General features: G+C 72.8%; 12 protein-coding genes and 3 tRNA genes. 7 read left to right on the top strand and 8 right to left on the bottom strand.

All coding sequences use genetic code 11. From position 1 onward, the window contains the following. The first annotated feature begins 307 nt into the window (after positions 1 to 307). From purD to IE312_RS32860, 4 genes are all read left to right on the top strand, one after another. Complete coding sequence (gene purD / locus IE312_RS32875) at positions 308 to 1,567, top strand: phosphoribosylamine--glycine ligase (protein WP_189985890.1); 1,260 nt, start codon at positions 308 to 310, stop codon at positions 1,565 to 1,567. A gap of 330 nt (positions 1,568 to 1,897) precedes the next feature. Continuing rightward, positions 1,898 to 3,616 (top strand): hypothetical protein, encoded by a 1,719-nt coding sequence (locus IE312_RS32870; RefSeq protein WP_189985889.1) that lies wholly within the window; start codon positions 1,898 to 1,900, stop codon positions 3,614 to 3,616. Positions 3,617 to 3,815: 199 nt separating this feature from the next. Beyond that, on the top strand, positions 3,816 to 5,315 hold the full coding sequence (locus tag IE312_RS32865; protein ID WP_189985888.1) for a N,N-dimethylformamidase beta subunit family domain-containing protein: 1,500 nt from the start codon (positions 3,816 to 3,818) through the stop codon (positions 5,313 to 5,315). A gap of 70 nt (positions 5,316 to 5,385) precedes the next feature. Further along, on the top strand, positions 5,386 to 6,285 hold the full coding sequence (locus tag IE312_RS32860) for a phosphoribosylaminoimidazolesuccinocarboxamide synthase (RefSeq protein WP_189985887.1): 900 nt from the start codon (positions 5,386 to 5,388) through the stop codon (positions 6,283 to 6,285). Positions 6,286 to 6,361: 76 nt separating this feature from the next. Here IE312_RS32860 and IE312_RS32855 read toward each other — a convergent pair. The 8 genes from IE312_RS32855 to IE312_RS32820 form a co-directional block, all read right to left on the bottom strand. After that, positions 6,362 to 6,434: transfer RNA gene (locus IE312_RS32855), tRNA-Gly, on the bottom strand. Between the two features lie 23 nt (positions 6,435 to 6,457). After that, entirely contained in the window at positions 6,458 to 7,072 is a 615-nt protein-coding gene (locus tag IE312_RS32850; RefSeq protein WP_189985886.1) for a response regulator transcription factor, read from the bottom strand. Then, positions 7,069 to 8,313: a sensor histidine kinase gene (locus tag IE312_RS32845; protein WP_189985885.1), complete on the bottom strand. Its 1,245-nt coding sequence runs from the start codon at positions 8,311 to 8,313 to the stop codon at positions 7,069 to 7,071. The genes IE312_RS32850 and IE312_RS32845 overlap by 4 nt, the downstream gene beginning before the upstream one ends. 15 nt (positions 8,314 to 8,328) lie before the next feature. After that, positions 8,329 to 9,117, bottom strand: a complete 789-nt coding sequence (locus IE312_RS32840) for an ABC transporter permease (RefSeq protein WP_189985884.1) — start codon at positions 9,115 to 9,117, stop codon at positions 8,329 to 8,331. Continuing rightward, on the bottom strand, positions 9,114 to 10,052 hold the full coding sequence (locus IE312_RS32835; RefSeq protein WP_189985883.1) for an ABC transporter ATP-binding protein: 939 nt from the start codon (positions 10,050 to 10,052) through the stop codon (positions 9,114 to 9,116). The genes IE312_RS32840 and IE312_RS32835 overlap by 4 nt, the downstream gene beginning before the upstream one ends. 135 nt (positions 10,053 to 10,187) lie before the next feature. After that, positions 10,188 to 10,260, bottom strand: a tRNA-Gly gene (locus IE312_RS32830). A gap of 80 nt (positions 10,261 to 10,340) precedes the next feature. Beyond that, positions 10,341 to 10,412: transfer RNA gene (locus tag IE312_RS32825), tRNA-Gly, on the bottom strand. 167 nt (positions 10,413 to 10,579) lie between these two features. Next, positions 10,580 to 10,897, bottom strand: coding sequence for a histone-like nucleoid-structuring protein Lsr2 (locus IE312_RS32820; protein WP_189985882.1), 318 nt, complete (start codon positions 10,895 to 10,897; stop codon positions 10,580 to 10,582). 310 nt (positions 10,898 to 11,207) lie between these two features. Here IE312_RS32820 and purS point away from each other — a divergent pair, with 310 nt between their 5' ends. The 3 genes from purS to IE312_RS42920 form a co-directional block, all read left to right on the top strand. After that, positions 11,208 to 11,471 (top strand): phosphoribosylformylglycinamidine synthase subunit PurS, encoded by a 264-nt coding sequence (gene purS, locus IE312_RS32815; protein ID WP_014673609.1) that lies wholly within the window; start codon positions 11,208 to 11,210, stop codon positions 11,469 to 11,471. After that, positions 11,468 to 12,148 carry a phosphoribosylformylglycinamidine synthase subunit PurQ gene (purQ, locus tag IE312_RS32810; RefSeq protein ID WP_189985881.1) on the top strand — a complete coding sequence of 227 codons (681 nt, stop codon included), beginning with the start codon at positions 11,468 to 11,470 and terminating at the stop codon, positions 12,146 to 12,148. Before purS ends, purQ begins: the two co-directional genes overlap by 4 nt. Beyond that, positions 12,145 to 13,064: AIR synthase related protein (locus tag IE312_RS42920; protein WP_229900715.1), on the top strand; the 920-nt coding region annotated here is incomplete at its 3' end. The genes purQ and IE312_RS42920, both read left to right, overlap by 4 nt.

Genomic DNA, 13,064 nt, shown 5'->3' with positions numbered 1-13,064 from the left:
CCGGACGCCGAGGTCTCGTCCCGGAGCTGAGACCTCACGGCCCGGCCGCGCCCCTTCCCGCCCCCGGAACGCCGAGGTCCCGCGCCGCAGCCCGAGGCCTCGCCCGGGACGCCGAAGCCCCGCCCCCCGGTGACCAGGCCCCGCCCCCCCGGTGACCAGGCCCGGCGCCGGACCCGAAGACGCCGCCCTGGACGCCGAAGCCCCCCGCCCCGTGCCTCCCCCTCCGCCGGCCCCGGCGCGGGGTTTGGAGGAAGCTCCGAGATGCCCGGGCCCCGGGCTTCGGCAACCTTGCCATTAGGCTGACCCCGTGAAGGTCCTCGTCATCGGCAGCGGCGCCCGCGAACACGCCCTGTGCCGCTCCCTGTCCCTCGACCCCGACGTCACCGCGCTGTACTGCGCCCCCGGCAACGCCGGCATCGCCGAGGTGGCCGAGCTGCACCAGGTCGACGCGCTCGACGGTGCCGCGGTGGCCGCGCTGGCCGGCCGTCTCGGTGCCGGGCTCGTCGTCGTCGGCCCGGAGGCCCCGCTGGTGGCGGGCGTCGCCGACGCCGTCCGCGCCGCGGGCATCCCGGTGTTCGGCCCCTCGGGGGAGGCCGCGCTGCTGGAGGGGTCCAAGGCCTTCGCCAAGGACGTCATGGCGGCGGCCGGTGTGCCCACCGCCCGCTCCTACGTCTGCACCACCGCCGAGGAGGTCGCCGAGGCCCTCGACGCCTTCGGTGCCCCCTACGTCGTCAAGGACGACGGTCTGGCGGCCGGCAAGGGCGTCGTCGTCACCGACGACCTGGAGGCGGCCAAGGCGCACGCCGCCGCCTGCGAGCGCGTGGTCGTCGAGGAGTTCCTCGACGGCCCGGAGGTCTCCCTCTTCGCCGTCACCGACGGCGAGACCGTCGTACCGCTGCAGCCGGCCCAGGACTTCAAGCGTGCCCTGGACGGCGACGAGGGCCCGAACACCGGCGGCATGGGCGCGTACTCGCCGCTGCCGTGGGCCGACCCGAAGCTGGTCGAAGAGGTGCTGCAGAGCGTGCTGCAGCCCACGGTGGACGAGCTGCGCCGCCGGGGGACGCCGTTCTCCGGGCTGCTCTACGCCGGCCTCGCGATCACCTCGCGCGGGGTCAGGGTGATCGAGTTCAACGCCCGCTTCGGCGACCCCGAGACCCAGGTGGTGCTGGCCCGGCTGAAGACCCCGCTGGCCGGTGTCCTGCTGGCCGCGGCCACCGGCCGCCTCGCCGACCTGCCGCCGCTGCGCTGGAGCGAGGACGCGGCCGTCACCGTCGTCGTCGCCTCGCACAACTACCCGGGCACCCCGCGCACCGGTGACCCGATCACCGGCCTGGACGAGGTGGCCGCCGAGGACGCCCCGCACGCGTACGTGCTGCACGCCGGCACCCGGCAGGAGGGCGACGCGGTCGTCAGCGCGGGCGGACGCGTGCTGTCCGTCACGGCCACCGGCAAGGACCTGACCGAGGCACGCGAGCGGGCGTACCGGGCGGTGGGCCGGATCCGGCTCGACGGCTCCCAGCACCGCACCGACATCGCGGCGAAGGCGGCGCGGGCGACCGGGGCCTGAGCCGCACCGGCTCGACCCGCTCACCCGACCCGCTCACCCGACCCGCTCGTCCGGCATACCCGTCTGACCTGCCTGTTCGACGCCCAGGCCCCGGATCCGTGATCCGGGGCCTGATCGTTGCTGTCTGTCACCCAGCTCTGACCAAAGCCATTCCATCGAGTGAGCAATCGCCCATACGGCTGACGGGGGCCGGGGCCCCAACTAGGGTGCCGCGCAAGCGTTCCGGCACTTGGCCCACCGGCATTGCGATGTCAGTGGCGGGTGCCACAGTGGGGGAGTGAGCAAGACCAGGGCAGCACGCGATCGGCAGGGAGGGGGCGAGGTCGGCACGTGACCGGAATCGGTGTGGAGGCGGGCGCACAAGCCGCGCGTTCCCGGGCCCTCGCCGTCCTGCGGGTCCGGGGCCGGGCGCTGGCCGTGGCCCTGCTGCCCGCGGGTGTCGCGGTGATCCTGCTGACCGGCGGCTCCACCGGCCACCTCGTCGGCCCGGGCTGGGACACCGCCCGGTGGGTCGTCGGCGTGCTCGCGCTGCTGGTGCTGCTGGCCGCGGCCGGTGTCGCCGCGGTCGTCGCCCGGGCCCGTCCCGCGATGAGCCCGACGGTGCCGATCGCGGAGGACTCCGCCCCCGACCTGTACCGGATGGTGCGCGACCTCGCCGACCGCCTGGACGTGCCGGCGCCCTCGGCCATAGCGCTCACCCCCGACTGCGACAGCTGGCTGGAGGACCGCGCCCACTCGGCGCACGGCCCGCCCCCGCGGCCGGCGCCCGACGAGATAGCGGACCCGGGCCGCCGCCGGAGCCCGGTCGCGCCGGTCCTCGTCATCGGCTCCCCGTTCCTGTGGTGGATGCGCGTGGGCGAGCTGCGCGCGGTCCTCGCCCCGGTCATCGCGGGTACGGGACCCTCGGCGCACCCGGACATAGCGGCCGCCCGCCGTTTCGTGCGCGGGCTGGACGCGGCCGTGGCCGTCGCCGCGACCCCGGGCCGCTGTCCGCCGGTCCGCGGGCTGTGCGCGGCCCTGGGCTGGGTGGCCCGGCTGCTGCTGCGCGCCTGCCGGGAGCACGCGGCGCAGATGGAGCGCGGGGTCGCCGCGGCGGCGGCCGAGCGCGCCCAGGCCGTGGACTACGGGCTGCGGATCGTCGCCCAGGAGCAGGTCGGCCTCGCCTACGCGGGCTGGGACCGGCTGCTGACCAGGGTCGCGCTGCCCGCCTGGCGCATGGGCCGCTGGCCGTCCCGGCTGGACGCCGGCGTGGTCGCGGCGCTCACCGAGCTGTCCCGCCGCGACCGGCTCGCCGAGGGTTTCACCTCCCGGCTCGGCGAGCGCCCGGCCTGCGACCTGCTGGAGGAGCCCGGCACGGTGGACGAGGCGGCCTCGCTGCTCGCCGCGCGGCTCTTCCACGGCGGCCCGGCCGAGACGGGACCCGACTGGGCGCCGGTGGACTGGCAGGCGTATCCGGAGGAGGTCGTGGACCGCACCTGGCGCACCGACGCGGCGCGTCTCCACCGGGTCCTGGACACCCTGGGCGTCCGCCCCTCCCACACCCCCGGCGGCCCCACCCTGGCCCGGGTCCTGGAGCATTTGGCGGTCCCCGGGCCCACCCGCCGGGCGGCCGGGGACGAGGAGCCCGTCCTGTGGCCGGACGCGCACCCGGAGACACCGCAGACGGCGCGCAGCGCGGCCCTGGCCGAGGGGCTCAGCGCCGAGATGGCCCGTGAGGGCACGGCGGTCGCCGGCCAGACCCCTGACAGCGCCCGCTGGGACGACCCCGACTGCGTCCTGCCGCCCTTCCCGCTGCAGCCCCAGCGCACGGCACGCGATCTGCTCGCCGACCACGTCACGGCGATGGTGTGCTGCGCGGCCGTGGACACCGCCGGCGCGGCCCCCGCCCTGGACTGGCTGGACGGCCCGTCCCTGCTGCTGGGCGGCGAGCGGGCCGCCGATCTGGCGCCCCGGGTCCGCAGTCTGATCGAAGAGGGGGATCCGGGCCCGCTGCGCGACTGGCTGGCCGCGTCCGGCATACGCCCGGAGAAGCCCGTGAGACTCGTCTGAGACTCGACCGAGCCGGCCGCGCACCTCGTCGTAACGGAAAAGCGACTTCCACTTCAGGTCAATTCGCAACGACTAGTGACCGGCCCCGTGCGTTATGTGATGTGCTGGGACCGACCACGCCGTTGGCAAGGGCATGCGACATACGACAGTGAGCAAGCACCACCGAGACAGGCACGGGGCATGAGGGAGGGGAGCGACCATGGCCTCGGACCACATCCGCCGCTGGGAGTCCGGAGCACTCGCGCACGCCGTCACGGACCCCTTCGGCCAGGGCCCGCTGCCCTGGCTGCGCGGCAGTGAGACGTACTTCGACGACACCGGCCACGTCGTGCCCTGGTACGTCGACCCCAGCCCGCAGCGGCTCACCGGCGGCGACCGGGCACGCGTCCCGGCGCCCCGCGCGGCCGGTGCCGGACCCCGCACGGCCGACGACGTGCAGCGCCAGATCAAGGGCTTCACGTCCACCGGCGCGGTCGCGCCGGGCGAGGCCATCGACTTCCGCGTCACGGTCGACCCGCCGCAGGAGTTCAGCGTCGACATCTACCGCATCGGCCACTACGGCGGTGACGGCGCCGCCAAGATCACCACCAGCCCCCGGCTCTCCGGGATCGTCCAGCCGCAGCCGCTGGCCGCCGACCGCACGGTCTCCTGCCACCACTGGTGGCTGTCCTGGCGCCTCCAGGTGCCCTCCTACTGGAGCATCGGCGCCTACGTGGCCGTCCTGACCACGGCCGACGGCTACCGCTCCCACGTGCCCTTCACGGTCCGCGACGACCACCCCGCCGACCTCCTCCTGCTGCTGCCGGACATCACCTGGCAGGCGTACAACCTGTACCCGGAGGACGGCCACACGGGCGCCAGCCTCTACCACGCCTGGGACGAGGAGGGCCGGCTGCTCGGCGAGGCCGACGCGGCCACCACGGTCTCCTTCGACCGCCCCTACGCGGGCGCGGGCCTGCCCCTGCACGTCGGCCACGCCTACGACTTCATCCGCTGGGCCGAGCGCTACGGCTACGACATCGCCTACGCCGAGTCCCGCGACCTGCACGCCGGCCGGATCGACCCCGCCCGCTACCGGGGCCTGGTCTTCCCCGGCCACGACGAGTACTGGTCGGTGCCGATGCGCCGGGCCGTCGAGGACGCCCGCGACCGGGGCACCTCGCTGGTCTTCCTCTCCGCCAACACCATGTACTGGCAGGTGGAGCTGGGTCCGTCCCCGTCCGGTGTGCCGGACCGGCTGCTGACCTGCCGCAAGCGCAAGGGCCCGGGCCGGCCGGTGTTGTGGCGGGAGATCGACCGGCCCGAGCAGCAGCTGGTCGGCATCCAGTACGCGGGCCGGGTGCCCGAACCGCACCCGCTGATCGTCCGCAACGGCGGCCACTGGCTGTGGGAGGCGAGCGGAGCGCAGGAGGGCGACGAGATCCCGGGACTGGTCGCCGGCGAGGCGGACCGCTACTTCCCGCGCACCCCGCTGCCCGAGCACGACGAGCGCATCCTGCTCGCCCACTCGCCGTACACCGACAACGACGGCGTCCTGCGCCACCAGGAGACATCGCTGTACCGGGCGCCGTCGGGCGCCTGGGTGTTCGCCTCCGGCACCTTCGCCTGGTCACCGGCCCTGGACCGTCCCGGTCATGTGGACGCCCGCGTCCAGCGGGCCACGGCGAACCTGCTGGACCGCATCTGCAAACGCGACTGACCCCCAGACGCGCCCTCCCGCCCCCGTACGGGAGAATCGAGGCACTTGGTCAGAACCACGGGGAGGTACCGTGTCCGGATTCGTAGAAAAGCCCGAGCCGATCGAGGTTCCGGGCCTGGTGCACCTGCACACCGGAAAGGTGCGCGAGCTGTACCGGAACGAGGCGGGCGACCTCGTGATGGTGGCCAGCGACCGCATGTCCGCCTACGACTGGGTGCTGCCCACGGAGATCCCGGACAAGGGCCGCGTGCTCACCCAGCTCTCCCTGTGGTGGTTCGACCAACTGCGCGACCTCGCCGAGAACCACGTCATCAGCACCGAGCTGCCCGAGGGCGCCCCGGCCGACTGGGCGGGCCGCACCCTGGTCTGCAAGTCGCTGAAGATGGTCCCGGTGGAGTGCGTGGCCCGCGGCTACCTCACCGGTTCCGGTCTGCTGGAGTACAACGCGTCCCGTACGGTGTGCGGCCTCGCCCTCCCCGAAGGCCTCGTCGACGGTTCCGAACTCCCGGCCCCGATCTTCACCCCGGCCACCAAGGCCGAGGTCGGCGAGCACGACGAGAACGTCTCCTACGAGGAGGTGGCCCGCCAGGTCGGCGCCGAGACCGCCGCCCAGCTGCGCCAGGCCACGCTCGCGGTGTACTCCCGCGCCCGGGACATCGCCCGGGAGCGGGGGATCATCCTGGCGGACACCAAGTTCGAGTTCGGCTTCGACGGCGACACCCTCGTCCTCGCCGACGAGGTCCTCACCCCGGACTCCTCCCGCTTCTGGCCGGCCGACCGGTGGCAGCCGGGCCGCGCCCAGCCGTCGTACGACAAGCAGTACGTGCGCGACTGGCTGACCTCGCCCGCGTCGGGCTGGGACCGCAAGAGCGAGCAGCCCCCGCCGGCGCTGCCGGAGGAGGTCGTGGCGGCGACCCGGCAGAAGTACGTCGAGGCGTACGAGCACCTGACGGGCACCAGCTGGTCCTAGGGCCTGAGGTCCCAGGGCCTGTCCGGCCCCGGGGCACGAAGAAGACCCCGGTCCAGTGGACCGGGGTCTCATCCCGAGCGGACGACGAGGCTCGAACTCGCGACCTCAACCTTGGCAAGGTTGCGCTCTACCAACTGAGCTACGTCCGCAGTGCGCCGTTGCGCGAGAGCAACTATACCCAACCCCGCGCACGTGCGAGACGCACTGCCGCATGACGGTTCTCCACCCCGAGCTTCGAGACGGCCGCGGAGAGGTAGTTCCGCACGGTCCCCGGTGACAGCGCGGCCCGCTCGGCGATCTCCGCGACCGGCGCCCCGTCGGCGGCCAGCTCCAGCACCTCGGTCTCCCGCGCGGTCAGCGGCGAGTCCCCGGCGGAGATCGCGTCGGCGGCCAACTCCGGGTCGACGTAACGGCCTCCGGCGTGCACGGTCCGGATGATCTCGGCGAGCCGCCGCGCACTGACGGTCTTCGGGACGAACCCGCGCACACCGGCCGCGAGCGCCCTTTTCAGGTGCCCGGGCCTGCCGTGCCCGGTGACGATCAGCACCTGACAGCCGGGCAGTTCGGCGCGCAGGGATGTGGCGACCCTCACACCGTCGGCGCCGGGCATCTGCAGGTCGAGCACGGCCACGTCGGGTGTGTGCGCCCGGGCCATGGTCAGCGCCTCGGGTCCGCTCGCCGCCTCCGCGACGACCCGCATGTCGTCCTCCAGGGACAGCAGCGCCGCCAGCGCGCCCCGGATCAGATGCTCGTCGTCGGCGAGCAACAGCCGTACCGGAGCGTTCACGAGGTGACTCCTCTCACAGTCCTCAGCGGGACGTCCGCCACCAGCCGGAACCGGTCCCGGCCGGTGCCCACCACCCCCGCCTCCAGGGTTCCGTCCACCGCGGCGAGCCGTTCCCGCAGCCCGGCGAGCCCGGAGCCGCCGCCTCCGCCGGCTGCCGCGACCCCGTCGTTCTCCACCGTCAGCACCACATGCCCCTCACGCACCGCGAGTTCCACCTCGCACCGGCCTGCGTCCCCGTGCCGCAGCACGTTGGTCGTCGCCTCGCGCACCACCCAGCCGAGCGCCGACTGCACCTCGGCGGGCAGTCCGGCGGTCTCGGCCCGCACCTCGCAGTCGATCCCGGCGGCCGTCAACACACCCTGCGCACCGGCCAGTTCGATCCGCAGGTCGGCCTCCCGGTAACCGCGTACGACCTCGCGCACCTCGCGCTGGGACTCCTGCGCGACGCGCTGCACCTCGATCATCTGTTCCACGGCCTCCGGCCGCCCCCGCCGGGCCAGTTGCACCGCCAGCTCGCTCTTCAGGGAGATCACCGACAGGTTCCGCCCCAGTACGTCGTGCAGATCGCGCCCGAACCGCAGCCGCTCCTCGGCAACGGCGAGCCGGGCCTCGATCTCGCGGGCGCGTTCGGCCTCCCACAGCACGGCCAGGGTCCAGGCGCCGCAACGGCAGGCGAGCAGCGAGAACACCGTCTGGAAGGCGACCGTCGCACCGGTCGCGAGGATCCCGGCACCGTCGTGGTCGGCGAGCCAGAGGGCGCCCATGAGCAGCACCGCGAGCAGTGCCGCACCGCGCAGCAACGCCCGTAGCGGGACGGTGAGTCCGTAGAGCACGCCGAACGGCAGCAGGACGGCGCCGATCGCCAGCCGGACCGTCACCGGGTCGGCGGCGTCCAGTGCGGCGAGGGCCACGGCCAGGGCCAGCGCCAGCCCCAGCAGGACGGCCGGGACGCGGTGCGCTCCGGCCGGCAGCCGGGCGCGCCCCAGGTAGTGGTCGAGCGCGGGCCGGGTCAGCCGGTTGGAGACCGCGCACTGCAGGGCCGCCACCAGGGCGAGCAGGGTCCCGAGGACGAGGGCCACGGGCCGGTGGCCGAGCCCGCCGAGCAGGGGGAGCAGCAGCCAGCCGAGGGAGACGAACCAGGTCGTGGCGTACCAGGTGACGACCGTGTACAGCTCGACCCGCTCCGCTTTGCTGCGCTCCCGCCAGTGCCGCTGCTGCCACCGCCGTATCCGCCCCACCACGCGCGCCCCCGCTCCTCAGCGCCTCGGTTCCCAGCGGAACCACCGTCGTACAGCAAACACCGCCACGACGGTCCAGGCCAGGGCGGTCGCGAGGGCGCCGAACGCCTCGGCGGGGCTCAGCCCGCCGGTCCAGCCGGCCCGGACCAGCCGGATCGCGGGGGACAGCGGGAGCAGTGCGCACACGGAGGCGAGCTTCTCCGGCATGATCTCGGTGGGGAACATGATCCCCGAGCCCATCATGGACACGAACACCAGCGGCAGCCCGGTGACCTGGCCGCTGTCCACGGTCCGGGTGACGGACGCGGTGAGCGCGGCGAGCGCGGCGCTCAGCACCAGCCCGGCCACCAGCCCCAGCAGGGTCAGGTACGGCGCCCGGGGCGCCCCCGCGTGCAGCAGCACCGCGCATCCGACGCCCAGTACCAGGGCCTGGGCGAGGCCGAGCGTGACGGCGGGCAGAGCGGTGCCGGCGAGGATCTCGGTGTCGGTGAGTTCGCCGGTGCGCAGCCGCTTGAGGACGAGTTCCTCGCGGCGGGCGACGTAGGCGTTGACGAGCGCGGAGTAGACGGCGAACAGGAAGGCGAAGCCGACGGCGGCCGTGAACATGGCCGCGCCGACGCTGATGCCCCGCTTCTCCAGGTCCAGCTGGTCGAGGGCCGGGCGCACGCTGAACGGCAGCCCGAGCGGGACGACGAGCGCGGTGAACACGATCCCGCGGTTACGGCCGAGCAGGGTCAGTTCGGCCCGGGCCAGCGCCCGCAGGCGCCGCAGCGCGGGCGTGACGGTGCGCGGGGCGAGGGTGCTCATGCCGCCACCTCCTCGTTCCGGGCGATGCCGAGGAAGGCCTCCTCCAGCGAGGCCGACCGCAGGTCCAGGGCGCGCAGTTCGACGCCGGACCGTTCGGCCCAGGTGAGCACGGCGGTGGCGGTCCGCTGCAGGTCACGGGTGCGCAGCCGGACCACCCGGCCGTCGCTCTCGTGCCCGCAGACGCCGAGGCCGGCCAGGGGCGGCAGATCGCCGGGGAAGTAGCCGTCGGGGAGTTCGAAGGACATCCGGGCGGGGCGGCCGGCGGTGACCTCGGCCGGGGTCCCGCAGGCGGCGATGCGGCCCTCGCGCAGGATGGCGAGCCGGTCGGCGAGTTCCTCGGCCTCCTCCAGGTAGTGCGTGGTGAGCAGCACGGTGGTGCCCGCGGCGCGCAGCCGGCGCACCAGCGCCCAGGTGTCCCGGCGGCCCTCCGCGTCCAGCCCGGTCGTCGGCTCGTCGAGGAACAGCACCTCGGGATCGCCGAGCAGCGCCAGTGCCAGGTCCAGGCGTCTGCGCTCCCCGCCGGACAGCTGCTTGACCCGTACCCCGGCCCTGCTGGTGAGCCCCACCAGGTGCAGCACCTCCGCTTCCGGCCGGGCGCCGCTGGTACAGCCGGCCCAGAGCCGGGCCGTCTCCGCGACGGTCAGCTCGGCGGGGAAGCCGCCCTCCTGGAGCATCACGCCGGTGCGGGGCCGTACGGCGGCCCGCTCGCGGTGGGGATCGTGCCCGAGCACCCGGACCCGGCCGCCGGCCGGTGCCGCGAGCCCTTCCAGCAGCTCGACCGTGGAGGTCTTGCCGGCGCCGTTGGTGCCCAGGAGGGCGAAGATCTCTCCGCGCGCCACGGAGAAGGTGATTCCGCGTACGGCCTCGAACCCGCCCCCGTAGACCCGTCTGAGGTCGGTGACCTCGATCACGTTCTCGTGTCCGTGGGTGTCCATGGCATCCAGCGTCCCGGCGGCGCGGCCCGGCCGGCAGTGCGCGATGTCATCGCGCCCCATGACAAATGTCAGGTGCATCCGGCCCGGCCGGACAACGAAGAAGACCCCGGTCCAGTGGACCGGGGTCTCATCCCGAGCGGACGACGAGGCTCGAACTCGCGACCTCAACCTTGGCAAGGTTGCGCTCTACCAACTGAGCTACGTCCGCACTGCTCCCGATCGGCTCCCACCGATCGGTGCGAACACCAGCCTACCTGATCCACAACGGTGGTCATGTCGGCGGTGCGGAGCGGGTGACAGGAATTGCACACTGCGCCTTCCCCCTGGAAGGGGGATGTTCTGCTACTGAACTACACCCGCACGGTCCTCGGGATCCGGCCTTCCGGCCTCGCCCCTCGGCGTGTCCCAGACATTAGCTGATCAGCGGGGGGGTAGCGCAAGTCGGCTCTCCCGCTGACCCGGTATGCCCCAAGTGCACGGCCCCCAGGGCCCTCTGACGGGCCCTGGGGACTCGCCCCTTCGCGGGCTCACTGCGCGGCGCTGAACGCCTCGTAGACCTTCTTCGGGATGCGTCCGCGGGCGGGCACGTCCATCTTGTTGGCCTGGGCCCAGGCGCGGACGGCCGCCGGGTCGGGGGCGACCTCCGTCTGCTTGTACGCCTTGCCGGACCGCGACCGCTTGCGGCCGGCCTCGACGTAGGGCTCGAGCGCCTTGCGCAGTTTCTCGGCGTTCGTTTCGTTCAGGTCGATCTCGTACGACTTGCCGTCGAGTCCGAAGGCGATCGTCTCCGCCGCTTCCGAGCCGTCGATGTCGTCAAAGAGAGTGACCACGACCTTTTGCGCCACGAATATCGGTCCCTTCGTGCGGCATGTCGTTACAGCACAAGGCCGCCGACATGCCGAGTATCGGCTATTGCCAATTCATTTGTACAGTGCCCGGCAATGCAAAGTGAAGCCCGACTAAATCCGTCCGCGTGTCCGGGCGCAATAGGTGCCGCGGACGGACTGTGGAACTTTCCCAGAAGTTTTCGCGGGCGGGCGGCTCCGACACCCGATCGTGATGCGCCTCACGTACTTTCCTCCAACTCTACTCGCGTAGAAATTTTGTGCGGGTAGTCTGAAGGGACCTGCTCAGCACCACACACCGGGAGTGCCAGTGGCACGCGTCGTAGTCGACGTCATGCTCAAGCCGGAGATCCTCGACCCCCAGGGCCAGGCGGTCCAGCGTGCGCTGCCCCGCCTGGGATTCGAAGGGATCTCGGACGTCCGTCAGGGAAAGCGTTTCGAACTGGAAGTGGACGGGCCGGTCGACGAGGCCGCGCTCGCCCGGATCCGCGATCTTGCGGAATCCTTCCTCGCCAACACCGTGATCGAGGACTTCACCGTCCGGGTCGACGAAGTCGCGGAGGCGGCGAAGTGACCGCTCGTATTGGCGTCGTCACTTTCCCGGGCAGCCTGGACGACCAGGACACCCGGCGCGCGATCCGTATCGCCGGGGCGGAACCGGTCGCCCTCTGGCACAAGGACAAGGACCTCAAGCAGGTCGACGCCGTCGTGCTGTGCGGCGGTTTCTCCTACGGCGACTACCTGCGGGCCGGCGCCATCGCCCGCTTCTCGCCGGTGATGGAGCCGCTCGTCGAGCAGGCGAAGGCCGGGCTGCCGGTCCTCGGCATCTGCAACGGCTTCCAGATCCTCACCGAGGCCCACCTCCTCCCGGGCGCCATGCTCGGCAACGACCACCTCCACTTCATCTGCCGCGATCAGAAGCTGCGGGTGGAGAACGCGGAGACCTCCTGGACCGGTGACTACCGCGCGGGCCAGGAGATCCACATCCCGCTGAAGAACATGGACGGCCGGTACGTCGCCGACGCGTACACGCTCGACAAGCTGGAGGCGGAGGGCCGCGTCGCCTTCCGGTACCTGGACTTCAACCCGAACGGCTCGCTCAACGACATCGCCGGCATCACCAACGAGGCGGGCAACGTCGTCGGCCTCATGCCGCACCCCGAGCACGCCGTCGAGCCGCTGATCGGTACGGGCCGTACCGACGGGCTCCCGTTCTTCACCTCGATCCTCAAGAAGCTGGTCAACGCATGAGCCGGACGCCTCTGGACACGGTCGAGCACGCGGCCGCGACCCCCGACGTCGAGCTGCCCTGGGCCGAACTGGGCCTGAAGAAGGACGAGTACGAGCGCGTGGTCGAGATCCTCGGCCGCCGGCCCACCGGCGCCGAACTCGCCATGTACTCGGTGATGTGGTCCGAGCACTGCTCGTACAAGTCCTCCAAGGTGCACCTGCGCCAGTTCGGCGAGAAGGCGCCCCAGTCGGACGCCCTGCTCGTCGGCATCGGCGAGAACGCCGGTGTGGTCGACGTCGGCCAGGGCTACGCGGTCACCTTCAAGGTCGAGTCGCACAACCACCCGTCCTACGTCGAGCCCTACCAGGGCGCGGCCACGGGGGTCGGCGGCATCGTCCGCGACATCATCGCGATGGGCGCCCGCCCGGTGGCCGTGGTCGACCCGCTGCGCTTCGGCGCGGCGGACCACCCGGACACCAAGCGGGTCCTGCCGGGCGTGGTCGCCGGCATCGGCGGCTACGGCAACTGTCTGGGCCTGCCCAACATCGGCGGCGAGGTCGTCTTCGACGCCTGCTACCAGGGCAACCCGCTGGTCAACGCCGGTGCCATCGGCGTGATGCGGCACGAGGACATCCACCTCGCCAAGGCCTCCGGCGCGGGCAACAAGGTCATCCTCTACGGCGCCCGGACCGGCGGCGACGGCATCGGCGGCGCGTCGATCCTGGCCTCCGAGACCTTCGACGACGCCAAGCCGTCGAAGCGCCCGGCCGTCCAGGTCGGCGACCCCTTCCAGGAGAAGCTGCTCATCGAGTGCACCCTGGAGGCGTTCCGGGAGAAGCTGGTCGTCGGCATCCAGGACCTCGGCGCGGCCGGTCTGTCCTGTGCCACCTCCGAGCTGGCCTCCAACGGCTCCGGCGGCATGCGCGTCACCCTGGA

Origin of the sequence: Streptomyces capoamus (genome assembly GCF_014654935.1) — a bacterium.
Classification (GTDB): Bacteria; Actinomycetota; Actinomycetes; order Streptomycetales; family Streptomycetaceae; genus Streptomyces; species Streptomyces capoamus.
The sequence above is the reverse complement of the archived record's forward strand: the minus strand, read 5'-3'. Positions and strand labels throughout refer to the sequence as shown.

Excerpts from the sequence above, each read along its gene's own strand:
- IE312_RS32865 (WP_189985888.1), top strand. The coding sequence starts at position 3,816 with ATGGCCTCGGACCACATCCGCCGCTGGGAGTCCGGAGCACTCGCGCAC.
- IE312_RS32840 (WP_189985884.1), bottom strand. The coding sequence starts at position 9,117 with ATGAGCACCCTCGCCCCGCGCACCGTCACGCCCGCGCTGCGGCGCCTG.
- IE312_RS32835 (WP_189985883.1), bottom strand. The coding sequence starts at position 10,052 with ATGGACACCCACGGACACGAGAACGTGATCGAGGTCACCGACCTCAGA.